The organism is Streptomyces sp. NPDC015131 (genome assembly GCF_043079975.1).
Lineage (GTDB): Bacteria > Actinomycetota > Actinomycetes > Streptomycetales > Streptomycetaceae > Streptomyces.
In genome coordinates this window covers 841930-866147 of record NZ_JBIBVB010000001.1, presented here as the reverse complement: position 1 = coordinate 866147, position 24218 = coordinate 841930, and the positions used below count along the sequence as shown (strand labels likewise).

Here is a 24218-nt window from a genome sequence, read left to right as displayed (position 1 = left end):
GGTCCTCTCAGTCGGCGGCGGGCGCGGTGCCGCCGACCGGTGCCTGGCCGAGGGCGCTGAGCTTCCAGCCCTCGGCGGTGCGGGTCAGCTCGCCGAGCATCCGGCTCTCCTTGGCGGCGGGTTTGCCCTCGGGCGGGGTCACCGTGATGCGGAGGGCGACCATCACGCTCGCCCGGCCGGCCCGGGTGTCCAGTTCGGTCACCGCGCCGGACAGCACCTTCGCGCTGGTGACCGTCCTCGCCTGCTGGATCTGCCGCTCGAACTGCGGGCGGCCGTCGCGGAGCTGGGCCAGCAGGTCGCCGGTGGCGGACTGCTGCCAGGTGTCCAGCCCGCGCCGCAGGTCGCGGTGGTCCAGCGTGTTCATGTTCTGCACGGCCTGCTCGCCGGCGGCGAGGACCTCGTCGCGGGTGCCGGCGTACGCGGCGGACTCGTCGTGCGCCGCCGCGTACCAGGACCAGCCGCCCCAGCCGGCGCCTCCGGCCGCGAGCAGGGCCAGCGCGGCCGCCGCCGTCAGGAGCGGGTTGCCTCTCATGGTGCGGGCCATCGGTGCGGGTGCCCCCTATCGCGATCGGATGTCGGTGATCCGCCAGGTGCCGTCCTGCCGTTCGGCGACGACCGACAGCTGGGCGGCGACCGTGGTGGCGGGTGTGCCGGCGCGCTGGGCGACCTGGTCGAGGAAGACCAGGAGGTGCGCGCCGCGTGCGTCGAGCCGGGTCACCCCGGCGCGTACGACATGGGTGGTGAGGGTGAGCCGCTGCCGCGCGGCCCGCTGCTCGACCTGGCCGAACAGGGCCGCGTACTGCCGGGCCGCCTTGCCCGCGAGGAGCCGCCCGGCGGCCTGCCGGGTGGCGGCGGTGTCGCCGGGCGCGTACGAGAAGACCTGGGTGAGCGCCCCGGTGACGTCCCGGATCACACGGTCGGTGGCGCCGGTGTCGGTCAGTGCGTGGTTGCGCAGCGCGGGCGCGCCGGTGAGCTGCTGGGTGCGGTGCAGCAGTCCGGCGCCGCAGGCGAGCAGGACCAGGACGAGGGTGAGCGCGGCCCAGGGCCGGGGGGCCCGGGGCGGGTCGCCGGGCCCGGGGGCCGGGGTCGTCGGCGCGTCGGGGCTCGTCATGGTCCGCCCACCGGGAGGGCGGTGAGGGCGCTGACCTTCCAGCCGCCTGCGGTGCGGGTGAGCGTCGCGGCGAGCCGGGTGCGGTCGGCGGCGGCGGGCCCGCCCCGGGGCGGTGTGGTGTCCACCCGTACGGTGGCGATGAGTTCGGCCGTGCCGGCCCGGTCGTCCAGGGCGGTGAGCGCGGCGTCGGTGACGGTCGCGCGCGTGGAGGCGCCTTTGGTGTCCGGGCGGGGCGGGTCGTCGCGCAGCTCCTGGTGGAGGTCCCCGGCGGTGGCGTCGAGCCACTCCCGCCGGGCCTCCTCCGGGTGTGCGGCGTCGACGCTGCTGAGCCGGGCGAGGTGGCCGCGGCCGGCGGCGAGGGCGGCGTCCCGCGCCTCGGCGTACGCGCGCGTGCCGTCGCCCGCGGCCCGGGCGTACGCCCAGCCGGCGAGCCCGCAGAGCAGCGCCGCCACCGCGACGGCGGCCCAGGCGGTCGACCGCGGCACCGCGCGGGGCCTCACCGGCCCTCCGGGGCGCCGGGGGCGGTCGCCGGGGGCGGGAGCGGGCCGCCGCCGGGGGCGTTGGCGGAGCCGCGGACGTTGATCCCGCTGGACGGCGGGGAGGCGCACCGGGCGCGGGTGTTGAGGCCGGGCGGGGCGCCGAGGTCGAGGCCGTTGCGGTACGCCGTACCGCCGTACCCCGCCGTACAGGGCAGCGGCTGGAAGAAGGTCACCGACATCCCGAGGTTGACGCCCTGGGGGGTGACGGCGGTCGCCCCGGCGGCGACGAGGGCGGGCATGGTGACCAGGAACTCCTCGATGCCGCGCTGCCGGGTGACGGCGACCTCCGAGGTGGTGAGCAGGTTGGCGAGGACCACGCCGAACGCCGGGTCGAGGTCCTTCAGCAGGGCGCTGACCTGTCCGGCGGCGGCCGGGGTGGCGGCGATCAGGGTGCGCAGGTCGGCGTCGGAGTCCGCGAGCCGGGCGGCGAGTTCCCGGGCGCCGGTGGCGAAGGAGGCGAGGGCCTCGCCCTCCTCGGCCTGGGTGCGCAGCACGGTCTCCGCGTCGGTGATCAGGCGGGTGGTGGCGGGCAGTGCCTCGTCGGCGGCGCGGACGAAGTCGTCGCCGCTGTCCAGCAGCGCCTGGAGGTCGTCGCCCCGGCCGTCGAGCGCGGTGCCGAACTCGTCGACGACGGTGCGCAGGGCCTCCAGGTCGACGGAGGACGCCAGGTCGCTCACGCCGGTCAGCACGCTGGTGACGGGCGCGGGGACGCGGGTGTCGGAGCGGGCGACGACCGAGCCGTCGCGCAGGTACGGGCCGCCGCCGGACGCGGGGCGGAGGTCGATGTACTGCTCGCCGACGGCGGACAGGTTGGCGACGACGGCTTCGAGGTCGGCGGGGATGGGGGGCGCCGAGTCCTCGATGCGCAGCTCCGCCTCCACTCCGTCGTCGGTGAGCCGGATGGGGCCGACCCGGCCGACGGACACCCCGCGGTAGGTGACGTCGGAGTGGGTGAACAGGCCGCCGGTGGAGTCGAGGCGGACGCGGACGGTGTAGTGGTCGCGCAGGCCGACGAGGTGGCCGAGGTCGGCGTACCGGACGCCGACGAGTCCGACGACGAGGGCGCCGACGAGGAGGAAGGCGAGGTTCTTGAGCCGGGTGGCGCGGGTGAGCATCAGTTCCTCCCGGCGGACGGCAGGGGCAGGGGCAGTCCAGCGGCAGCGGTGGTCCCGGCGGTGGTCCCGGCGGGGGGCGTGGGGCCGTCGCCCGGCGGGGTGAGGGCGGGGACGATCTGGGTGCCGGGCGCGGCGGTGACGTCGAGGTAGACGTTGAGGTAGTCGCCCTTGACGCCGCGCAGCACCTCGTCGGTGAACGGGTAGGTGAGCAGCGCCTGGAGGGAGTCGGGCAGGGCCTTGCCGGAGTCGGCGAGGGCGTCGAGCACCGGGGCGAGGGCCTTGAGGTCGGCGATCAGGTCGGCCTTGCTGCGGTCGACGGTGTCGACGGCCACCGCGGACAGGGTGTCGAGCGCGCGGAGCATGGTCAGCAGTGAGGCGCGCTGCTTCTCCAGGACCTTCAGGCCGGGGCTGAGGCCGGTGAGGACGGTGTCCACGTCCTTGTCGCGGGCGGCGAGGGTGGCGGAGAGGCGGTTGACGCCGTCGAGGGCGGCGGTGATGGCGGTCTTGTTGCCGTCCAGGGTGCCGACCAGGGTGTCGAGGCGTTTCAGCAGGGATCGGATCTCGGGTTCGTTGCCGCGCAGCGCGGTGCCCAGCTCGGCCGTGATGGTCCTCAGCTGCTGGATGCCGCCGCCGTTGAGGAGCAGCGACAGGGCGCCGAAGACCTCTTCGACCTCGGGGTTGCGGTTGGTGCGGCTCATCGGGATGCGGGCGCCGTCGCGGAGGGTGCCGGTGGCCCTGGCGGGCGGGGCGAGCTGGATGTACTTCTCGCCGAGCAGGCTGGACTGTTCGAGGCGGGCGTAGGCGTTGGCGGGGAGTTTCACCTCGCCGTTGACGCGCATGGTGACGGTGGCGGACCAGTCGCCGGGGTCGAGCGTGATGCGGGTGACCCGGCCGACGGCGACGTCGTTCACCTTGACCGCGGACTGCGGGACGAGGCTGAGGACGTCGGCGAACTCGGCGGTGATCTCGTACGGGTGGTCCCCGAGGTCGGCGCCGCCGGGCAGCGGCAGTTGCTCGACCCCGGACAGGCCGGTGGCGCCGGGCGGGACGTCGCAGCCGGTCGCGGTGGCCGGGAGGGCGACGGCCAGGGCGAGGGCGGCCGTGCGGAGGGCGGTGCGGGTGGGCCGGTTCACCGCGCGCCTCCCTTCCCGTGCGGGGAGCCGCCGGGCGTGGAACCGCCGGGTGTTGTGGATCCGCCGGTCGGGGAGCCGCCGGCTGGGGTGCCTGGCGTGCCGTAGACGGTGCCGACGGCGGGCAGGGGTAGGGGCGGGAGCGCCTGGCGGCGGGCGGTGTCCAGCGGGGTGAGCCCGGCGGGGGCGGCGGGGTCCGGGACGGTGCCGGATGCCGCGCCGGGTGCCGTCGCCGGCGTACGGGCGGAGGCGCCGGCGCCCGCGCCCGCGACCGCCCCGGGGCCGAAGCTGAGTTCGTTGATGTTGGCGCGGCCGTTGAGGGTGCGGTGGACCGGGTCGTACGCCGCGAGGGCGTTGCCGGCGGCGAGGGGCGCGGTGTCGAGCGCCTCGGCGAGCGAGGCGCGCTGGTCGACGAGGGTGCGGGTGAGCGGGAGGAGCTGGTCGACGTTCTTCTTCAGGCTGCCGCGGTTGTCCTGGACGAAGGTCTTGACCTGGGTGAGGGCGGTGCCCAGTTCCCGGAGCGCTGCGGCCAGGTTCTCCTTGTCCTCGGCGAGGAAGCCGGTGACGGCGGCGAGCCGCCGCTCGGCGGTGCGGACCTCGGTGTCGTTGTCCTTGAGCATGCTGGTGAAGGACTGGAGGTGGGCGAGGGTGCCGAAGAGGTCGTCGCTGCTCCGGTCGAGGGTCCGGGCCGCCTTGCCGAACTGCTCGACGGAGTCGCCGATGGCCTTGCCGTTGCCGTCGAGGTTGGCGGCGCCGGTGGCGACGAGCCCGGCCAGGGCGCCGTCCGCGTTGGCGCCGCGCGGTCCGAGGGCCTCGGTGAGTTCGGTGAGGGAGGCGTACAGCTGGTCGACCTCCAGGGGGGCGGCGTTGCGGGCGGCGGGGAGGACGGCTCCGTCCCGGATCTCGGGTCCGCCGGTGTACGCGGGGGCGAGCTGGACGTAGCGGTCGGCGACGACGCTGGGCGCGACGATCACGGCGTGGGCGGCGGCCGGGACGCGGACGCCCTCGTCGATCAGCAGGGTCACCTCGACCTCCCGGCCCCGGGGGCGCACGGTGCCGACGGTGCCGACCCGCACCCCGAGGACGCGCAGGTCGGACCCTTCGTACACGCCGGTGGCGCGGTCGAAGCGGGCGGTGATCCGGGTGGTGCCGGAGTCGTCCAGGGCGGTGGTGCCGAAGACTCCGGCGACGGCCACGAGGGCCAGCGCGGTGGTGATGCCGAGGGCGCGTCGGGGGGTCACCGGGCACCGCCTCCGGTGGGTTTGGGCGGCATGCATCCGGTGGCCGGGGGCGTGCCGGGGGGCAGGTAGGTCTTGGGGACGAGTCCGCAGACGTAGGTGTCGAACCAGCGGCCGTTGCCGAGGGTGTTGCCGACGAGCCGGTAGTAGGGGCCGGCCAGGGCGAGGGTCCGGTCGAGGCTGTCGCGGTTGCGCACCAGGACGCCGGTGACCCGGGCGAGCGCGGCCAGGGTCGGTCCGAGCTGCCGCCGGTTGTCCTGGACGAGGCCGGTGAGCTGGGTGCCGAGGTTCCGGGCGCCGGTGAGCAGCTGGTGGATGGCGTCGCGGCGGGCCTGGAGTTCGCCGAGGAGCAGGCCGCCGTCCTCCAGGAGGGTGGCGATGCTGCTGTTCTTGCCCTCCAGGGTCTTCGTCAGCCGCTTGCTGCCCTTGAGGAGTTCGGCGAGCTGCGCGTCGCGCGAGGAGACCGAGCGGGACAGCGCGGACAGGCCGGTGGCGGCGCTGCGTACGTGGGGCGGGGAGTCGGCGAAGGTGGCGGAGATGGTGCGGAAGCTCTCGGCGAGGGCGCGGGTGTCGAGGGCGTCCAGCCGTTCGCCGAGGCCGGTGAGGGCCTGGGTGACGTCGTAGGGCGAGGTGGTGCGGGTGGCGGGGATGCGGGTGCCGGGGTCCTGGGGCCGGGTGCCGAGCGGGTCGACGGCCAGGTACTTCTCGCCGAGGAGGGTCTTGATGGCGATGGCGGCGGTACTGGAGTCGCCGATCCAGGTGGTGTCGCCGACCTCGAAGGTGACCTTGACCTTGGGCCCGTCGAGTCCGATTCCGGTGACCTCGCCGACCTTGACTCCGGCGATGCGGACCTCGTCGCCGGTGTCGAGCCCGGCGGCCTCGCTGAAGTCGGCGGTGTAGGTGGTGGTGGAGCCGGTGAGCGCGTCGGCCCGGAACGCGGCAAGGGCGACGAGCGCGAGGAGGATCAGGCCGACGACTCCGACGACGGCGGGGTCCCGTTCCCGCACGGGTGTGAAGGCGGGCCGTTTCCGGCCGGTCGCGGCGGGCCGCCGGGCGGTGCCGTCGGGGGCCCGCCGCGACCGGGGGCGCGGGAGAGCCGGGAGGGTGAGGCGGGGGCGTCTCATGCGCGGCACCTCGGTTCGGTGATCGCGATGCCGGTGGGCGGCCGGGAGCCGTCGTCGGTGGTGACACCGGTGACCGTGGCCTCGCAGAGGTAGAGGTTGAGCCACGATCCGTACGAGGCGAGGCGTCCGACGGCCTGCATCTTGGCGGGGGTGGTGCGCAGGAAGGTCTCGATCCGGTCGCTGCTGTCGGCGAGCTGGCCGGAGAGCCGGCCGAGGTGGCGGATGTCCTCCTTGAGCGGGGCGCGCCCGTCCTTCAGGAGCCCGGCGGTGGCGGTGCTCAGCGAGCCCATGGCGGCGATGGCCTCGCCGAGGGGTTCGCGGTCGCCCGCGAAGCCGCTGACGAGCTTCTGGAGGGTGACGACGAGGTCGTTGAAGCCGGCCTCGCGCGCGTTGACGGTGGTGAGCACCGTGGTGAGGTTGCTGATCACTTCTCCGATCACCTTGTCCTTGGCGGCCACGGTGGTGGTGAGCGACCCGATGTGGGCGAGGAGGGAGTCGACGGTGCCGCCCTCGCCCTGGAGCACCTGGACGATGGACCCGGCCAGGCTGTTGATCTCGTCCGGGGCGAGGCCCTGGAAGAGCGGCCGGAAGCCGTTGAACAGCTGGGTGAGGTCGAGGGCGGGGGTGGTGCGCTCCAGCGGGATGACCGCGCCGGCGGGCAGGGTGCGGCCGACGGGGCCGGGGCCCCGGTCGAGGTCGACGTACCGCCGCCCGACCATGTTGAGGTACTTGATCGAGGCGGTGGCCGACGCGGGCAGCGCCCGGTCCTTCCGTACGGCGAAGGCGACTTCGGCGACCCGGCGGTCGGCGACCCGGACGGACTCGACCTGACCGACCTTCACCCCGGCGATCCGGACGCCGTCGCCCTCCACCAGGCCGGTGGCGTCGGTGAAGCGGGCCTTGTACGTGACGGTGTCGCCGACGCCCGTGTCGGCGACGGAGAACGCGAGGACGGTGGTGGCGAGGACGGTCACCACGACGAAGGCGAGCGACTTGAGGAGCGGCCCGGCCAGGGAGCGGCGCTTCACTTGAGGGTCACCTCCGCCCCGCGGAAGAGGGGCCCGGTCAGCACGGTGCTCCAGTCGGGCAGCGCCTGGGGCGACGTGGTGAGGGCGGGTGCGATCAGTTCGTTGACGAGCTGGTTCTCCTGCGGCGAGTTGGGCAGGCCGAGGCCCTTGTCGCCGGCCCTGGGGACGACGGCGGGCCTGCCGGTGTAGGGGACGGCGTAGCAGTGCGCGCCGCCGGTCGCGTCGTACACGGGGCGGTCCTTGCCGGGGGTGTAGGCGCCGAGGGAGGGCACGGTGCGGACGTTGACGTGGAGGCCGGGTTCGCCGGTGCCCTTGCCGAGCGCCTTGTCCATGGCGGGGACGAAGCCCGCGAGGGTGCGCAGGGTGCAGGGGAAGGACGAGGAGTGGCGGGCGAGGCTCTCCAGGGTGGGGCGGGACGCCGCGGAGAGGCGGATGATGTTGTGCCGGTTGTCCCGGAGGAACGCGGTGAGGTCCCGGGAGGCCGTGGTGGTGGCGCCGTACAGGTCGGCGAGCCGGGCCTGCTGGTCGGCGAGGGTGCCGCTGGTGGTGGTGAAGTCGGTGAGCGCGTCGAGGACGTCGGGGGCGGCGTCGGCGTACACCCGGCTGACCTCGACGAGGTGGGTGATGTCGCGGTTGAGCGCGGGCAGGTGGGGGTTGAGCCGTTTCAGGTGCGCTTCGAGGGTGACGAGGGTGCGGCCGAGCTGTGCGCCCCGCCCGTCGAGGGCCTGGGCGACGGCGGTGAGGGTGGCGGACAGCTTCTCGGGTTTGACGGCGGTCAGCAGCGGGAGCAGCTGGTCGAGGACCTGTTCCAGTTCGATGGCGTTGCGGGAGCGGTCCTGCGTGATGGTGGCCCCGGCGGCGAGCGCGTGCGGGGAGGGGTTGCGGGCGGGCGGTACGAGGGCGACGAACCGTTCGCCGAAGAGGGTGGTCGGCAGCATCTGGGCGGTGACGTCGGCGGGTATCCGGCCGAGGTGCCCGGGGTCGACGGCGAGGGTGAGGCGGGCGCCGGTGCCGTCGGCGCGGATGTCGCGCACCTCGCCGACGACGACGCCGCGCAGCTTGACCTCCGCGCCCCGGTGCATCTCGTTGCCCACGCTGCCGGTGAGGACGGTGACGGTGGCGTCGCGGCTGAACTCCTTGTCGTACACGGCGAGTGACAGCCGTACGAGGAGGACGGGGACGAGCAGGAACGCGACCCCGGCGAGGCGTCTGCGGAGCGTGCGCGCGGTCATCCGGCCACCTTCACGGTCGTGGTCGCGCCCCACAGCGCGAGCGAGAGGAAGAAGTCGGTCACGCTGATCAGCACGATGGCGTTGCGTACGGAGCGGCCGACGGCGACGCCGACACCGGCGGGCCCGCCGGTGGCCCGGAAGCCGTAGTAGCAGTGGGCCAGGATCACCATGACGCTGAAGACCAGCACCTTGAGGATGGAGAGCAGCACGTCGTCCGGGGAGAGGAACAGGCCGAAGTAGTGGTCGTACGTGCCCGCCGACTGGCCGTTGAAGACGACGGTGACCGTGCGGGACGCCACGTACGAGGAGAGCAGCCCGATCGCGTAGAGCGGGACGATCGCGACGACGCCCGCGATGATGCGGGTGGTGACGAGGTACGGCATGGAGCGCACGCCCATCGCCTCCAGGGCGTCGACCTCCTCGTTGATGCGCATGGCGCCGAGCTGGGCGGTGAAGCCGGCGCCGACGGTGGCGGAGAGCGCGAGGCCGGCGACGAGCGGGGCGATCTCGCGGGTGTTGAAGTACGCGGAGATGAAGCCGGTGAAGGCGGACGTGCCGATCTGGTTGAGCGCGGCGTGGCCCTGGAGCCCGACGACGGTGCCGGTGAACAGGGTCATGGCGATCATCACGCCGATGGTGCCGCCGATCACCCCGAGTCCGCCGCTGCCGAAGGCGACTTCGGCGAGCAGCCGCTGGACCTCGCGGAAGTAGCGGCGCAGGGTGCGCGGGATCCAGGCGAGCGCCTTGAGGTAGAAGACGAGGTGGTCGCCGGAGCGGTCGAGCCAGGCGAGCGGGGAGGCCATGGTCACGCCCCCTTCGCGGGGACGACCTGGAGATAGATCGCGGTGAGGACCATGTTGACGAAGAAGAGCAGGAGGAAGGTGATGACGACGGACTGGTTGACGGCGTCGCCGACCCCCTTGGGCCCGCCGCGCGGGTTGAGGCCCCGGTGGGCGGCGACGATGCCGGCCAGGAAGCCGAAGATCAGTGCCTTGATCTCGCTGATCCAGAGGTCGGGGAGCTGGGCGAGGGCGGAGAAGCCGGAGAGGTAGGCGCCGGGGGTGCCGTCCTGCATGATCACGTTGAAGAAGTAGCCGCCGAGGGTGCCGACGACGGAGACCATGCCGTTGAGGAGGACGGCCACGCACATGGTGGCCAGCACCCGGGGCACGACGAGCCGCTGGACCGGTGAGACGCCCATGACCTCCATGGCGTCCAGCTCCTCGCGGATGGTGCGCGAGCCGAGGTCGGCGCAGATGGCGGAGCCGGCGGCGCCGGAGATCAGCAGGGCCACGATCAGCGGGCTGGCCTGCTGGATCACGGCCAGCACGCTGGCCCCGCCGGTGAACGACTGGGCGCCCAGCTGCTGGGTGAGCGAGCCGACCTGGAGGGCGATCACCGCGCCGAACGGGATGGAGACCAGGGCGGCGGGCAGGATGGTGACGCTGGCGACGAACCAGAACTGCTCGGTGAACTCGCGGAACTGGAACGGGCGGCGGAAGGTGTCGCGGGTGACGGTGGCGGCGAGGGCGAACAGCCGCCCGGTCTCCCGCAGGGGCGCGAGGGCCCGTGACGGTGCCCGGCCGGCGGGGGCGGCGGTGGCGCCCGGCGGGGGCGCGGCCCCGGCGCCGGTGGTGGGGGCGGGCTCGTGCGGCGGGGCCGGGGTGCGGTCCGGGGTCATGAGGCGGCTCCGCCGACCGGGCCCGCGGGGCTGTAGCTGCGCAGGATCGCGGTCCTGGCCGCCTCGGGGAGGCGGGGCAGCATGCCGAGGACCCGTTCGCGGCGGCGCGCGACGGCCGCGCGGGGCGGCAGGCCGGGCGAGGGTTCCAGCTGCGGGGCGAGCACCCGGGGCGCGGCGGCCTGCGGGGTGCGCCGCTCCCGCGCCAGGGTGGCCGCGTCCTTCTCCTCCGACATCCCGATGGGCCCCTCGCGCCGCCCGCCGAGGAACTGCGCCACGACCGGCTCGTCGCTGGTGAGGAGCACCTCGCGGGGCCCGAAGGTGACGAGATTGCGCCGGAACAGCATGCCCATGTTGTCGGGGACCGTGGACGCGATGTCGAGGTTGTGGGTGACGATCAGCATGGTGGCGTCGATCTGGGCGTTCAGGTCGATCAGCAGTTGCGAGAGGTAGGCGGTGCGGACCGGGTCGAGGCCCGAGTCGGGCTCGTCGCACAGGATGATCCGCGGGTCGAGGACCAGGGCGCGGGCCAGCCCGGCGCGTTTGCGCATGCCGCCGGATATCTCCCCGGGGAGTTTCCCCTCGGCTCCGACGAGCCCGACCATGTCCATCCGTTCCATCACGACACGGCGGATCTCCGACTCCTTCTTGCGGGTGTGCTCGCGCAGCGGAAAGGCGATGTTGTCGAAGAGGGACATCGAGCCGAAGAGCGCCCCGTCCTGGAACATGAGCCCGAAGAGTTTCCGGGCCTCGTAGATGTCGCGTTCGGGGCTGTTCACCATGTCGACGCCGTCCACGAGGACGCGTCCGCGCTCCGGTTTCAGCAGCCCGATGAGGGATTTCAGGAAGACGGTCTTCCCGGTTCCGGAGGGGCCGAGCATCACGCTCACCTCTCCGGCGGGCAGGGTGAGGGTCACGTCCTGCCAGATGTTCTGTTTGCCGAAGGATTTGGTGAGTCCTTCGACGACCACTTCTGTTCCCACCACAACTCCCGGGTCCCGCTCTTGCTGAGGAAGTGACAAAAGTGCGTCGGGGAGCGCACGTTACGGTCGCGTGAAGCCTCCCGACAAGCGGTGCGGCGGCATGAATCACCGGTGACCGGACGGTTTGTCACCGCGTGACAAACGGCGCCGGGATTCTTGTCGCCCGGTGCGTACGGGACGGACGCCTCACCTCTCCGGCCGGGGTTTCGGCGGGTCGGGGCAGAACTCCGGCTGGCCCGGTGAGCACAGCACGCCCTGGGTCATCCGGGTGTAGTTGCCGGAGCCGGACAGGGACGCCGTGAACAGCCGGTCCAGGTCCTCCGTGACCCCGCAGCCCCGGAACGCGGGGAGGGTCGCGGTGCCGGTCAGCGGGCCGCCGGTGACCACCGTGTACCCCTGGGGCCGGCCCTCGGCGTCGTACGAGCCCCGGCCGGTGAGGGTCAGCTCCATGGGCCGCGCGGTGCGGCAGGCCGGACCGACGTCCAGCGGGGTGCCGTTGACCTCCACGTCACGCAGCCGCACCCACAGCCTGGCGGTCGCCCGGGTCACCTCCGAGAACTGCCCGTCGGGCGAGAAATAGCTCCCCGTGGCGATCTCCATCGGCCCGTCGAGGGTGAATTCGGCGGTGGCGGTCGTCGGCATGAAACCGAACGTGAGGAAAGTCGAGCGGGCGGGCGGCAATTGCGGTTTCCCCCGGTACTCGAAGGTGGCGTCGCTGTACATGGTGAAAATCAGCCCGTCGTCGCGGGGGCACTGGTAGAGCTGGGTGGCCTTGGCCATGTCGACCCGCATGAGGCCGGGGTCCTTGAGGAACATGGCGGAGCCCAGCTTGGCCACGTTGGCGTACCCGGCGATGTAGCCGTGGCTGGGTACCGGTTCCTGGGGCACCGGCGGGTTCTCCACGCACTCGTCGGCCGCCCCGGGCCCCTGGCCCCGCCCCGCGCCGGGGACCGGCCGCCCGCCCGCCGGCGCTCCCGGCCCGGCGGGTGCGGGTTCGTCCACGGCCGGGGGCCGGCCGCCCGCGCCGGGGACCGCGAGGACGGCGACCGTCCCGATGGTCAGGTCCTGGTCCGGCTCGGGTGCGCAGGTCACGGAGCGGCCGGGCGGCACCGTGGGCGTGTTGCCGGCGGTCCGGAGCAGCAGGTCCAGGGTGACGCGCCCGGTGGTGAAGGTGAGCCGCCCGCCGGAGGACGGGGTCACCGTGGGCACCCCGCCGGCGCCCTCGGCGGTGTACGGCCCGGTCGCGGGCAGTGCCCCGTCCGGGACGGCCAGCCGGTCCCACGGCAGGGCGGCGGTGTGGTCGCCCTGCGCCACCCGCCCGTCCAGGCGCAGCGCCCCGCTCGCGGACGCCGCGCCGAGGGCGGTGAGGCGGGCCACCGCCTCCGGGGGCAGTTCTACGGCGACCCGGACGCCGGTGGGGCGCACGGGGCGGCCGGCCGCGGCCTGCCGGGGCAGGGCGGCCGTCACGCGCACCCGGGCCGGGAAGCGGACCTCGGGCGGTGGGGACGGTTCGGTCTCCCGGGGCGGGGCCGGGGACCCGGCACCGCCCTCGGCGCCCTCGCTGCCCGGCACATCCGGCCCGCCGGACGCCCCGGACCCGCCAGACGCACCAGACCCGCCTGGCCCGTCCGATCCGCCAGGCTTGTCCGACCCACCCGACCCACCCGACCCACCCGACCCACCAGATCCACCCGACCCACCAGATCCGTCCGGCGCGCCGCCACCACCCGGAGCCCCGCCCTCCGCCGGCGGGCCGCCCGGAGGCGGGCCGCCCGGCACGGTGCACCGGTAGGCGAAGTCCGCCTCGATCGCCCGGGTGCCCTCGTCCACGGCCACACCGGTGCCGGTCCCGGGGACGAGCCCCGCCACCAGGACGGCCGCCCCCACCGACGCGGTGCGCGCCCAGGTGCGCCGGCGTCCGTGCCCACCGCTCGTACTGCTGCCCAATCGGTCCACCCCACCTCGCCCGTCGCCGTCCGCCCCGCCGAGTGTCCCCGCGCGCGAGCGTGCGGCCGGTGTCCGCCGGCCGCACGACCCGCCGCGGGGATCGCCCGCGCCGCGGTTACGGGCTGGTGACCGTGATGACCGGCGCGACCTTGTACTTCGCGCCGAACTTCGCCTTGTTGCCGGTGTTGATCAGACCGGCGCAGGAGCCGGACGCGCTGGTGACCGTGAGCGCCGGTGTGGTGTCGGGCACGATCTCCAGGACACCGGAGGAGTTGGTGTACGTACCGGTGTTCGCCGAGCCCTCGATGGTCGCGTTGCAGGTGCCCAGCAGGCTGGTGCCGGTGAGGTTCACCTTGACGCCGGTGAGGGTGCCCTTGGTGACGCCGCCGCTGTAGGAGACGCCGTTGAGCTTCATGGGCTGGGCGGACGAGGAGACCCACTTGGACCCGAGGGGCCCGTTGCACTTGGTGGCGGCCGTGCCGAAGGTGGCGCTCGCGAGGGTGGCGAGCCCGGTGCCGCTGCTGTAGACCCCGTCCACGGCGGTGCCGTTGGCGGCGTAGACGGTGCAGGTGATGGTGGCGCCGGTGGTCACGTTGGTGAGCACGGCGGTGACGCCCGGGACGTTCGTGGCGCTGAAGGCGTCGCTGGCGGCCGGGTTGCTGACGGTCCACTGGGCCTGGGGGGCGGCCGACGCGGTCGTCGCGGAGATTCCGGCGGCGGCGAGTAATGCGGCGGCGGAAATGGCGGAAATTCTGGTGATGCGTCGCACGGATTTTCCTCCTGAGGGGACGTGGCGTACCTGACGTCCGCTCATCACCGGCGCGTATGCGGCTCGTACGCGCCGGGGAGAGCGAGGGCGGCTCATTGCACGGAACGCGGATTCACGGAGCCCGTGGCCCAATTCCTTCGGCCACCGGGTGGAGCACCTTGCGCGATTGACGCTACGAGCGAGTAACCGGGCCGCGCAATACTCGCCCGTAAGTTTTCCCGGGTCCTCTTACCGGCGGGTATTTTCTTGTCCACCGGGCCACAGATCGCCAAGAGTTCTTGTCGGGAAGTGAGCAAGGACGCCGCCCTCCCGCCCCTCGGGCCGCCCCCGCCGGGGCGCGACGGTCGCGGTTCGGCCAGATCGGTCCACGAGGCGCCCGGCAAAGGTCCGGACCGGTGCGCACGGGACGGCTCCTGGTCTATGTTCGGCACTCACGAAGTGCTCAACTCCCCCGTACGTGGGAGCGCTTCCCCCCACACGCGCTCCCGCCCCACTCCCGCCCCGCTCCCCCACCGGTCCGTCCGGAGAGACCTCCGCGGACGGGTCGCCGCGGACCCAGCAGACGATCCGGAGAAGGAGAGGCCATCCGCCATGGCGCGATCCATCACCCAGCCGTCGGAGGCGGGCGAGCCACTGGGGCCGCTGCCCCAGGAGTTCGCCGCCATCATCCGGCCCGAACTGCCGAGCCTCATCCAGGAGATCGGCATCGAGGTCACCCGGGCCTATCCGGAGTACGCCCGCCTGCTCAACGGCCCGTACGGGCAGGCGATCCGGCTCGGCGTGGAGCAGAGCATCTCCGCCTTCGCCGACCTGGTCGCCTCGCCCTCGGCGCCCACCACCCTGCGCGACGAGATGTGCCGGCGGTTCGGCCGCTTCGAGGCGTACGAGGGGCGCAGCCTGGAGACCCTGCAGGGCGCCTACCGGCTGGGCGCGCGGGTCGCGCTGCGGCGGGCGAAGAAGGTGGGCCGGCGCTACAACCTCTCCCCCACCCTGATGCTGAGCTTCGCCGACGCGCTGTTCGCCTATGTCGACGAGCTGGAGGCGCTGTCCCGCGAGGGGTACCTCCAGGTGCGGGCGGAGACGGTGGAGCAGGCGGAGTCGTTACGAAGACGGCTGCTGCACCTGGTCCTCGCCGGGCCGCCGGTGCCGCGCGCCGCCGTCGCCGAGCTGGCCGAGCAGACCGGGTGGCCGCTGCCCGACCGGGTGACGCTCGTCGCGCTGCGCCCGCCGGCCCGGGTCTCCCGGTCCGGGAAACTGGACAACGATGTCCTGGTCGACCTGAGCGACCCTCAGCCGCATCTGCTCCTGCCCGGCCCGCTGGACGAGGCGCGCCGGGAGGCGCTGGAGGCCGCGCTGCCCTCGGCCCGGGCCGCCGCGGGGCTCACCGTGCCGCTCGCCTCCGCCGCCGACTCGCTCCGCTGGGCGCGCCGGGTGCTGGAGCTGATCGACACCGGGGTCGTCGAGGACGCCCCGCTCACCCTGTGCGCCGACCATCTGATCACCCTCTGGCTGCTGGCCGACCCGGCCCTGGTGGACCAGCTCGCCGAGCGGGAGCTGGCCCCGCTCGCCGGGCTCACCCCGACGCGCCGCGACCGGCTGGTGGAGACCCTGCGCATCTGGCTGGACACCCATGGGACCGCCGCACAGATGGGGGAGTTGCTGGACGTCCATCCCCAGACGGTGCGCTACCGGATGCGGAATCTGGAGGCCCGCTTCGGCGGCCGGCTCGCGGAGCCGAGGTCCCGGTTCGCCACCGAGGCGGTGCTGCGGGCGCTGCACCTGCGGGCGGCGGGGAGCGGCGGGCGCCGCGCCGGGCGCTGAACTCGCCACCGTACAACGCCGAGCCGGACCCGGTGGCGAGTCCGGCAGAACCGTAAGACAGCGGTCTCATGGGTAAACGGTTGCAGCACAGATACAAACCCTTGGGGAAAACGCGAACCTGATGCTGTACCCATGGAGGGAGCACAGCAAACGGACTGCTGCCACCAGCAGCGCACAGCAGTGAAGGACACCACGTGACCGCGTCCCCCCTCGTCCCCGTCCCGATCCCCGACCGGGTCGCCGCCCTCATCGGGGCGTGCATGCCGATCGGCATCCTTCAGGCGGAGGTCGACGCCGAGTGCGCGGCGCGTGAGGTCTACCGGTTCCGCGGCCCGCTGTGCCCGGAGGACCAGGCGGACCGGGAGCACGCGCTGGCGGCGCTGGCCCGCGCCAACAAGGTGCTGGGCGCGTACAACCCGGGGCTGCTGCTGCGGCCGGGCGCCGCCTGGCGCTGAGCACGCCCCGGCCGGCCGCGGCGGGACGGCGGGGCGGCGGCACGAGGCCGGCCGCGGCGGCACGGCACGACGGCGGCACGAACCGGCCGCCCCGGGCGGTGGCGGCGGTAGGCGGGTCCCGGCCCGGGGTACATCAGTCGGTGAAGGTCCCGTCCACGTACACCCATGCCCCGTCGGCCCGCTCGAACCGGCTGTGTTCGCGCAGGGCGCCCGGCTCGCCCCGGTGGGTGTAGCCGGCGGCGAAGGTGACGGTGCCGGTGGTGTGGAACGGGGTGCCCTCGGTGGTGGCGGTGATCTCCAGGCCGGTCCAGCGCATGTCCGGGTCGAAGTCCACGGTCCGGGGGCGGGTGGCCGGCGCCCAGGTGCGCAGCAGGTACGAGGCGTCACGGACGACGAAGGCGCTGTAGCGGGACCGCATCAGCAGCTCGGCGGTCGGAGCGAGGGCTTCACCGGTGTGAAAACGGCCACAACAGGCCGCGTACGGGGAGGGCAGTCCGCACGGGCAGGGGCTGTCCGGGCCGACTGCGGAGGCGGTTCGTCCGGATCCCTCGGGACGGGCGTTACGGGAGGTCGGACGGGGGGAGGCACGGCGGGCGGGGCTGCGTCGGGACATGGTTCCCATTCTGCCGGGCGCCGGCGGGGGCGCGGACCGGTGGCGGGACCGCCACGGAGCGTAATGAGATCACCGCACTTCGAACGCGTACCGTCACAATGACCGAAGTTGACGAGTGATGGAGGGGATCATGCAGCCGTTCGCGTGCAGCTACGCGCGTCCGCAGAAGGCTTCGGAGGACGTCAGCGCGCTCTACCACTACGACCCGGCGCTCCAGCTCAACGTCCTGGCCGACGGCCGCCCGGCGATCAGCGACCGCGCCCTGCTGCTGGCCGCCGGTACGACCACGTCCACCGCCGGCTCGCAGACGCACTTCGACGACTGAGCGACCCGGCCGGGCACACGCTGATGACCGTTCTCATCCTGACGAGCGCTCAGGACGTCACGGCCGACATGGTGGTGGCGGAGCTGCACGAGCGGGGCGTGCCGCTCGTCCGGCTCGATCCCGCCGATCTGCCCGGTGGGGCGGACCTGTCGGCCGAGTACGTCTCGGGGGACTTCCACTGCTACCTCTCCTCCGAGGGGCGGATGGCGGGCTCGGGGGCCCTGCGCTCGGTGTGGGTGCGCCGCCCCGGGGAGCCGGCCGCGCACGCGCCGGAGGCGTCGGCGTGGCTGACCGCCGAGACGGCGCAGGCGCTCTACGGCGTGCTGTACGCGACCACGGCGCGCTGGATGAACCATCCCCGGGAGGCGGCGCGCGCCCGGCTGAAGCCCTGGCAGCTGCGGGTGGCGCACCACAGCGGCTTCGCCGTGCCGCCCACGCTGGTGACGACCTTCCCGCGGGTGGCGGAGGAGTTCGCGGCCCGGCACGGGCCGGTGGTGGTGAAGTCCCTGTCGGGGCCGCCGCGGACCGACCCGCCGGTGGCGCTGCCCACCACGCTGGTGGAGCCCGGCACCGACTTCTCCGGGGTGGCGGCGGGTCCGACGCTGCTCCAGCGCCTGGTGGCCAAGCGGGCGGACGTCCGGCTCACCTGTGTCGGCGGGCGGATGTTCGCCGCCCGCAAGGCCGCCGCCGAGGACCAGGTGGACGGGCGCTTCGGGGAGACGGGGCACCGCTGGGAACCGGTGGCGGTGCCCGACCGGGTCGCCCGGCCGGTGCGGGAGTACATGGACCTGGCCGGACTGGCGTACGCGGCGTTCGACTTCGCCGAGGACGCCGAGGGGGTGTGGTGGTTCCTGGAGTGCAACCAGGGGGGCCAGTTCGGCTTCGTGGAGCTGGAGACCGGGCTGCCGATCGCGGCCTCGGTGGCGGAGTGGCTGGGGGCTCCTCCGGGGGCGGGCGCGCTCGCCCGGTGACCGCCGGGGGCCCTCCCGTTGCGGCCCGCGTCGCCCGACGACCCGTCAGTAATGCGCCATAACCGGGTGGTTGGCATCCGCAGTGCTATCGGGCCGGGCGGGGCGGCCCTATGCTCCTGCGTCCGACGTGACCGTTACCGCGGGTAAAGCGGGGACAGGGGTGGGTGGGGCATGCACCGTACGGGTACGACGCGACGCACCTTCATGGCGGGCGCCACCGCCGTCACCGGGGCGGCCGGGGTGGGCGCCCTGTCCACCGCGCCCGCCCGCGCGGCGGCGGCGCGGCGGGCCGCACCGGGCCGTTCCGTCGCGGTGTTCGGCGGCGGGGTGGCCGGGCTCACCGCCGCGCACGAGCTGGCGGAACGGGGCTTCTCCGTGACCGTCTACGAGCGGCGGGCGCTCGGCGGCAAGGCCCGCAGCATGGACGTGCCCGGCAGCGCGAGGGGCGGGCGCAGACCGCTGCCCGCGGAGCACGGGTTCCGGTTCATCCCGGGCATCTACCACAACCTGCCGGACACGATGCGGCGCATCCCCTTCCCCGGCAACCCCGACGGCGTCTTCGGCAACCTCGTCGCACCGCCCGAGATGATGTTCGCCCGCACGGGCCGCGAGGACCTGCGCATGCCCATCCCGTGGCCGGGCCACCAGCCCGCCCGGCTGACGCTGGAGGACATCCGCCGGGCGCTCACCGCCCTCGTCGAGACGGCCACCGGGCTGCCCCTCCACGAGGCCGTGTACTTCGTCAACCGCGCCCTGGTGTTCCTCACCAGCTGCGACGAGCGGCGCGACGAGGTGTGGGAGCGCACCCCGTGGTGGGAGTTCACCCGGGCGGCGCGGATGTCGGAGACGTACCAGCGGATCCTGGCGATCGGCGTCACCCGCAACATCGTGGCGACCAGGGCCGAGGAGGCCAGCACCCGGACGGTCGGCACCCTGGGCGAGGCGTTCGTCTTCAACGCGCTGGGGCGCGGCGCGGACGGCCCGCCCGACCGGATCCTCGACGCCCCGACGAACGAGGCGTGGATCGACCCGTGGGAGGCCCATCTGCGGTCGCTGGGCGTGGAGTTCAGGATCGGGTGGACCCTGCGGGAGGTGCGGTACGGGGAGGGGCGGGTCACCGGCGCGCTGGTGGAGGACCCCGGGGGCGTCCGCTCCACGGTGACCGCCGACCACTACGTCAGCGCCCTGCCGGTGGAGCACGCCCGGCGCACCTGGGGCACGGCGCTGCGGGCGGCGGACCCCCGGCTGGCGCGGTGCGACCTGCTGCGGACGGACTGGATGACGGGCATCCAGTTCTATCTGACCGAGCGCCCGCCGATGGTGCACGGCCATGTGAACTGCGTGGACTCGCCCTGGTCGCTGACGGGTATCGCACAGGCCGGGCACTGGCCCGGGCGGGACTTCCCGGCCGACTACGGCGACGGGACCGTGGTGGACTGCCTGTCCGTCGACATCTCGGAGTGGGACAAGCCGGGGATCCTGTACGGGAAACCGGCCAGGCAGTGCACCCGCGAGCAGGTGGCGCGGGAGGTGTGGGCGCAGCTGAAGGCGGCCCTCAACGACACGGGCCGGACCGTGCTCAAGGACGGGGCGCTGCACTCCTGGTTCCTCGATCCGGGGGTGGACGGTCTCGGCACCCCGAACCCCACCAACGAGGACGAGCTGCTGATCCACCCGGTGGGCTCCTTCCACCTGCGCCCGCCCGCGGCGACGGCGGTGCCCAACTTCTTCCTGGCCGGCGACTACGTGGCGGTCGACATCGACCTGGCGACGATGGAGGGTGCCAACGCCGCCGCCCGCCAGGCGGTCAACGCGCTGCTGGACCGGGCCGGTTCGGACGCGCCCCGGTGCGTGGTGAAGCCGCTGTTCCGCGCGCCGGAGATCGAGGCGCTGAAGCGGCACGACCTCATCCGCTACCGGCTGGGGCTGCGCAACGCGCTCGACCTGGGCTGACCGGCCCGGGGCCGCCGAGTAGCGTGACCGGTATGAAGCTGACGATTCTGGGCGGTGGCGGATTCCGGGTGCCGCTGGTGTACCGGGCGCTGCTGGCCGACCGGGCCGAGGGGCGGGTCACCCGGGTCACGCTGCACGACGTGGACCCGGGCCGGCTCGCGGCGATCGGCGGGGTGCTGGCCGAGCAGGCGCGGGGCGTGCCGGACGCGCCGGAGGTGACGGCCACCACCGATCTCGACGAGGCGCTGCGGGGCGCCGCCTTCGTGTTCTCGGCGATCCGGGTCGGCGGGCTGGCCGGGCGGGCGGCGGACGAGCGGGTGGCGCTGGCCGAGGGGGTGCTGGGACAGGAGACGGTCGGGGCGGGCGGCATCGCGTACGGGCTGCGGACGGTACCGGTGGCGGTGGCGATCGCCCGCCGGGTCGCCGCGGTCGCCCCGGACGCCTGGGTCATCAACTTCACCAATCCGGCGGGCCTGGTGACGGAGGCGATGTCCCGGGTGCTGGGCGACCGGGTGATCGGCATCTGCGACTCGCCGGTGGGGCTGGGGCGGCGGGTGGCGCGGCTGCTGGGCGCCGATCCGGACGAGGCGTTCCTCGACTACGCGGGCCTCAACCACCTGGGCTGGCTCCGGGGCGTGCGGGTGGACGGGCGGGACCGGCTGCCCCTGCTGCTGGCGGACCCGGAGGCGCTGGGCTCCTTCGAGGAGGGGAAGCTGTTCGGCGCCGACTGGCTGCGGTCGCTGGGCGCGATCCCCAACGAGTACCTGCACTACTACTACTTCAACCGGGAGGCGGTGGCCGCCTACCGGGAGGCCCGCCTCACCCGCGGCGCCTACCTGAGCGAGCAGCAGGCCGGGTTCTACGGCCGGCCGTCCCTCACCACCTGGCGGACGGCCCTGGCCGAGCGGGAGGCGACCTACATGGCCGCCAACCGGGACGCGGCGGGCGCCGGGGAGCGGGCCGGGGAGGACCTGGAGCCGGGCGGGTACGAGAAGGTGGCGCTGGCCCTGATGCGGGCCGTCGCCCGGGACGAGCGCGCCACGCTGATCCTGAACGTCCGCAACCGGGGGACCCTTCCGGTGCTGGACGAGGACGCCGTGGTGGAGGTGCCGTGCGCGGTGGACGCGGGCGGCGCCCGCCCGCTGGCGGTGACACCGCTGCCGTACCACGCGGTGGGGCTGGTGACCTCGGTCAAGGCCGCCGAGCGCGAGGTGCTGGCGGCGGCCGGGACCGGGTCGCGCGCGGCGGCGGTACGGGCCTTCGCGCTGCACCCGCTGGTGGACTCGGTGGCGGTGGCGCGGCGGCTGCTGGACGCGTACACCCGGGAGCACCCGGGCCTGTCGTACCTGGCGTGAAAGCGGCCACGGGCGGCCAACACCGTGTCTTTACGGTCCATTGGGCGCACCGTACGCTCCGGCCCCATGGTTGCCCCTCGCCCCGGACGTGTCGCCGCGCTCACCGGCGCGGCTTGCCTCCTCACCACCGCCCTGGTGGGTCCCGCCCCGGCCACCGCCGGGGAGCGCCCGCCCGGCCCCGGCGTCACCGCCGGCGCCACCGTCGTCCCCGTGCAGACCACCGGCCCCGCCGACCGGCGGTTCAACCTGGTGCTGCTCGGGGACGGCTACACCGCCGGCCAGCTCCCCGAGTTCCGCGCGGACGTCGAGAAGCACCTCGGCGTGCTGTGGAGCATCGAGCCGTTCGCCTCGTACCGCTCGTACGTCAACGTCTGGGCGGTGGAGGTGCCGTCGCCCGAGTCGGGGGTGGACTGCGACCCGGGGCTGGACGCGCCGCGCCGCGACACCCCGCTGGGGATGGGCTTCTGGGGCGGCTGCGACCCGGGGAGCGTGGGGCGGCTGCTGACCGTCGACAGCGGCGCGGCGACCGCGCTGGCCGACCTGGTGCCCGGCACCACCCCCGGCAACCGGCAGATCGTCGCGCTCGCCAACAGCGACACCTACGGCGGCGCGGGCGGCACCTACGCCACCGCGTCCGGCGGCAACGCCCTGTCGTCGCTGATCACCCCGCACGAGATCGGCCACTCCCTGGGCGGGCTCCAGGACGAGTACGACTACTACCGGCGAGGCATACCCGGCGGCGCCCACGAGGGCGGCGAGCCGGACTCCGCCCACCACACCGTGCTCACCGAGCGGCAGATGCGGGAGCGGAAGGCCAAGTGGTGGCGCTGGCTCGGCGAGGAGAGCGAGTCCGGCGGGGTGATCGGGCGGTACGAGGGCGGCCTGTACAGCACCACGGGCGTGGCCCGCCCCAGCCGGCACTCCCTGATGAAGACCCTCGGGTACGCCTTCGACCAGGTGTCCCGCGAAGTGATGGTCCGGGCCGTCTCCGCGAAGGTGAACCTGGTGCAGGGCCACACCCCGAACACCGCACCGGTGGGGGCCGACCGCACGGTGTGGGTCGAGACCCTGCACCCGCTGGGCGGCGAACTGGACGTCACCTGGACCCTGGACGGCCGGCCCGTGCCGCGGACGGCGGGCGCCCGCACGGTCGACCTGCGGCGGCTGGGCGTGGCCCCCGGCCGGCACACCCTGACGGCCACGGTGACCGACCCGACACCGTTCGTGCGGGACCCGGCGGTGCGCGGGTCGGCGGCGCTGACGCGCAGGGTGTCGTGGACCGTCGACACCTCGGTCACCACCCGCCCGGAGCCGGTGGCCGCCCGGTTCACCGGGCACACGCCGACCGGCGCGCCGGTGGGCGCCCGTCAGGTGGTGTACGCCGACACCACCCACCCGGACGACCGCACCCTCGCCGTCCACTGGCGGCTGGACGGCCGCCCGCTGGCCAACCCCGGCAACGACCGCGACCTGGACCTGGCGGCGCTGCGGCTGCGGCCCGGCACCCCGCACACCCTGACGGCCCGGATCGCGGGCACCGGACGGGAGCTGCGCTGGGCGGTGGACGCGACTCCGGCCAGGGCCGCGTACGAGCTGTCGGAACCCCTGCGCACGGTCCGGCGTCCCGGACGGCCCGTGGAGTACGTCTACGACGGCCCGTTCACCCTGCGGCTCACCGCGCGGGACGACCGGGGCGGCCCGGTGGTGTGCCGGTTCCGGGTGGACGGCGACGGCTGGTACACGTACTACGGCTGGCCCACCGACGCCTCCGCGCCGTTCCGGTTCACCCCGGGCGGCACGGAGATCGACGGCCTGGTGTACGGCAGGCTGGGCACGCCCCGGGCGGTGCCGTGGGACGACGCCACCCCCGAGTACGGCACGCACACCGTGGAGTACCGGACGATCGACGCGGCCGGTAACACCGGCCCGGCGAAGAGGTTCCTCGTCACGCTGGTGCGCCCGGCTGCCACCCGCTAGGGCTTGCGCGCCACGCCCGCGTACCCCGGGATCGGCGCGTCGCCGGCGACCGGGACGGCCTCGCCCAGCTCGGGGTGCCAGTCCGCGGTGAGGCTCACCCCGGGCTCGACCAGCTCCAGCCCCTCGAAGAAGCGGGTGAACTCCTCGCGGGAGCGGGGCCGCAGGGTCAGGCCCCGCTCCCGGTACATCGCACGCGCCTTCTCGGCCCCCGCCGGGTCGAAGTCGCCGGTGACGTGCGACAGGACCAGGTAGCTGCCGGACGGCAGCTGCTCGACGAGCCGGCGGAGCAGCTCGTAGGCGCCGTCCTCGTCGTCCACGAAGTGCAGCAGGGCGAGGAGCGAGAGGGCGACGGGCCGGGTGAAGTCCAGTATGGTCCCGGCCCGTTCGAGGATGCCCTCCGGTTCGCGGGCGTCGGCCTGGATGTACTCGGTGGCCCCCTCGGGCGTCGAGCGCAGCAGCGCCTCGGCGTGGGCGAGGACGATCGGGTCGTTGTCGCAGTAGACGACCCGGGACTCGGGGGCGACCTGCTGGGCGATCTGGTGGAGGTTGGGCTCGGTGGGGATGCCGGAGCCGATGTCCAGGTACTGGCGGACGCCGCCCGCACCGAGCCAGCGGGTGGCCCGGTGCATGAACGCGCGGTTGACCCGGGCCATGTCCCGGCCGCGGGAGTCGAGCGTGAGGAGCTGCTTGGCCATCTCCTCGTCGACCGGGTAGTTGTCCTTGCCGCCGAGGAACCAGTCGTACATGCGGGCCGGGTGCGGCTTGCTGGTGTCGATCCGGGTCATACGGGCGCTCCCCCTGGTTGCTGCGGACACTGGTCGGTGCGGATGGTGCTCGGCGGGTGGTGGCGGGGC

23 protein-coding genes are annotated in these 24218 nt (G+C 74.2%); 7 read left to right on the top strand and 16 right to left on the bottom strand.

Annotation, left to right across the window (positions count from 1 at the left end; all coding sequences use genetic code 11):
• Positions 1-7 precede the first annotated feature (7 nt).
• The 14 genes from ACF08D_RS03575 to ACF08D_RS03510 all read right to left on the bottom strand — a co-directional run bounded on the left by ACF08D_RS03575 (position 8) and on the right by ACF08D_RS03510 (position 13894).
• Positions 8-532, bottom strand: a complete 525-nt coding sequence (locus ACF08D_RS03575) for a hypothetical protein (protein ID WP_392220838.1) — start codon at positions 530-532, stop codon at positions 8-10.
• A gap of 27 nt (positions 533-559) precedes the next feature.
• The gene (locus tag ACF08D_RS03570) at positions 560-1111 is read right to left on the bottom strand and encodes a hypothetical protein (RefSeq protein ID WP_392220837.1); all 552 of its coding nucleotides are present in this window, start codon (positions 1109-1111) and stop codon (positions 560-562) included.
• Positions 1108-1596: a hypothetical protein gene (locus tag ACF08D_RS03565; RefSeq protein ID WP_392220836.1), complete on the bottom strand. Its 489-nt coding sequence runs from the start codon at positions 1594-1596 to the stop codon at positions 1108-1110. Before ACF08D_RS03565 ends, ACF08D_RS03570 begins: the two co-directional genes overlap by 4 nt.
• A gap of 11 nt (positions 1597-1607) precedes the next feature.
• On the bottom strand, positions 1608-2765 hold the full coding sequence (locus tag ACF08D_RS03560) for an MCE family protein (protein WP_392220835.1): 1158 nt from the start codon (positions 2763-2765) through the stop codon (positions 1608-1610).
• Positions 2765-3898 (bottom strand): MCE family protein, encoded by a 1134-nt coding sequence (locus tag ACF08D_RS03555; protein WP_392220834.1) that lies wholly within the window; start codon positions 3896-3898, stop codon positions 2765-2767. The genes ACF08D_RS03560 and ACF08D_RS03555 overlap by 1 nt, the downstream gene beginning before the upstream one ends.
• Positions 3895-5136 carry an MCE family protein gene (locus ACF08D_RS03550; protein WP_392220833.1) on the bottom strand — a complete coding sequence of 414 codons (1242 nt, stop codon included), beginning with the start codon at positions 5134-5136 and terminating at the stop codon, positions 3895-3897. Before ACF08D_RS03550 ends, ACF08D_RS03555 begins: the two co-directional genes overlap by 4 nt.
• Positions 5133-6257, bottom strand: coding sequence for an MCE family protein (locus ACF08D_RS03545; RefSeq protein ID WP_392220832.1), 1125 nt, complete (start codon positions 6255-6257; stop codon positions 5133-5135). The genes ACF08D_RS03550 and ACF08D_RS03545 overlap by 4 nt, the downstream gene beginning before the upstream one ends.
• Entirely contained in the window at positions 6254-7285 is a 1032-nt protein-coding gene (locus ACF08D_RS03540; protein ID WP_392220831.1) for an MCE family protein, read from the bottom strand. The genes ACF08D_RS03545 and ACF08D_RS03540 overlap by 4 nt, the downstream gene beginning before the upstream one ends.
• The gene (locus ACF08D_RS03535) at positions 7282-8517 is read right to left on the bottom strand and encodes an MCE family protein (RefSeq protein ID WP_392220830.1); all 1236 of its coding nucleotides are present in this window, start codon (positions 8515-8517) and stop codon (positions 7282-7284) included. The genes ACF08D_RS03540 and ACF08D_RS03535 overlap by 4 nt, the downstream gene beginning before the upstream one ends.
• Entirely contained in the window at positions 8514-9320 is an 807-nt protein-coding gene (locus ACF08D_RS03530; protein ID WP_392220829.1) for an MlaE family ABC transporter permease, read from the bottom strand. Before ACF08D_RS03530 ends, ACF08D_RS03535 begins: the two co-directional genes overlap by 4 nt.
• 2 nt (positions 9321-9322) lie before the next feature.
• Complete coding sequence (locus ACF08D_RS03525; RefSeq protein ID WP_392220828.1) at positions 9323-10198, bottom strand: MlaE family ABC transporter permease; 876 nt, start codon at positions 10196-10198, stop codon at positions 9323-9325.
• Positions 10195-11178, bottom strand: coding sequence for an ABC transporter ATP-binding protein (locus tag ACF08D_RS03520; protein ID WP_392220827.1), 984 nt, complete (start codon positions 11176-11178; stop codon positions 10195-10197). The genes ACF08D_RS03525 and ACF08D_RS03520 overlap by 4 nt, the downstream gene beginning before the upstream one ends.
• 186 nt (positions 11179-11364) lie before the next feature.
• Positions 11365-12750: a DUF6801 domain-containing protein gene (locus tag ACF08D_RS03515; RefSeq protein ID WP_392220826.1), complete on the bottom strand. Its 1386-nt coding sequence runs from the start codon at positions 12748-12750 to the stop codon at positions 11365-11367.
• Positions 12751-13240: 490 nt separating this feature from the next.
• A complete protein-coding gene (locus ACF08D_RS03510) occupies positions 13241-13894 on the bottom strand; it encodes a hypothetical protein (protein ID WP_392220825.1) in 654 nt (217 codons plus the stop codon).
• A gap of 591 nt (positions 13895-14485) precedes the next feature.
• Here ACF08D_RS03510 and ACF08D_RS03505 point away from each other — a divergent pair.
• Both ACF08D_RS03505 and ACF08D_RS03500 read left to right on the top strand, forming a co-directional pair.
• Positions 14486-15715 (top strand): helix-turn-helix domain-containing protein, encoded by a 1230-nt coding sequence (locus ACF08D_RS03505; RefSeq protein ID WP_392220824.1) that lies wholly within the window; start codon positions 14486-14488, stop codon positions 15713-15715.
• A 194-nt stretch (positions 15716-15909) separates the two neighbouring features.
• Complete coding sequence (locus ACF08D_RS03500; RefSeq protein WP_392220823.1) at positions 15910-16170, top strand: hypothetical protein; 261 nt, start codon at positions 15910-15912, stop codon at positions 16168-16170.
• A gap of 133 nt (positions 16171-16303) precedes the next feature.
• Here the strand turns inward: ACF08D_RS03500 and ACF08D_RS03495 are convergent, their stop codons facing one another.
• Positions 16304-16783 (bottom strand): YchJ family protein, encoded by a 480-nt coding sequence (locus tag ACF08D_RS03495; protein ID WP_392220822.1) that lies wholly within the window; start codon positions 16781-16783, stop codon positions 16304-16306.
• A gap of 130 nt (positions 16784-16913) precedes the next feature.
• Here ACF08D_RS03495 and tgmA point away from each other — a divergent pair, with 130 nt between their 5' ends.
• From tgmA to ACF08D_RS03470, 5 genes are all read left to right on the top strand, one after another.
• The gene (tgmA, locus tag ACF08D_RS03490) at positions 16914-17108 is read left to right on the top strand and encodes a putative ATP-grasp-modified RiPP (protein ID WP_392220821.1); all 195 of its coding nucleotides are present in this window, start codon (positions 16914-16916) and stop codon (positions 17106-17108) included.
• A gap of 23 nt (positions 17109-17131) precedes the next feature.
• Positions 17132-18079, top strand: a complete 948-nt coding sequence (gene tgmB / locus ACF08D_RS03485; RefSeq protein WP_392220820.1) for an ATP-grasp ribosomal peptide maturase — start codon at positions 17132-17134, stop codon at positions 18077-18079.
• Between the two features lie 171 nt (positions 18080-18250).
• The gene (locus ACF08D_RS03480) at positions 18251-20032 is read left to right on the top strand and encodes an FAD-dependent oxidoreductase (RefSeq protein ID WP_392220819.1); all 1782 of its coding nucleotides are present in this window, start codon (positions 18251-18253) and stop codon (positions 20030-20032) included.
• A gap of 32 nt (positions 20033-20064) precedes the next feature.
• Positions 20065-21387: a 6-phospho-beta-glucosidase gene (locus ACF08D_RS03475; RefSeq protein ID WP_392220818.1), complete on the top strand. Its 1323-nt coding sequence runs from the start codon at positions 20065-20067 to the stop codon at positions 21385-21387.
• A 66-nt stretch (positions 21388-21453) separates the two neighbouring features.
• On the top strand, positions 21454-23364 hold the full coding sequence (locus ACF08D_RS03470; protein WP_392220817.1) for a M64 family metallopeptidase: 1911 nt from the start codon (positions 21454-21456) through the stop codon (positions 23362-23364).
• Here the strand turns inward: ACF08D_RS03470 and ACF08D_RS03465 are convergent.
• Positions 23361-24149 carry an SAM-dependent methyltransferase gene (locus tag ACF08D_RS03465; protein WP_392220816.1) on the bottom strand — a complete coding sequence of 263 codons (789 nt, stop codon included), beginning with the start codon at positions 24147-24149 and terminating at the stop codon, positions 23361-23363. The genes ACF08D_RS03470 and ACF08D_RS03465 overlap by 4 nt on opposite strands.
• Positions 24150-24218: the final 69 nt, after the last annotated feature.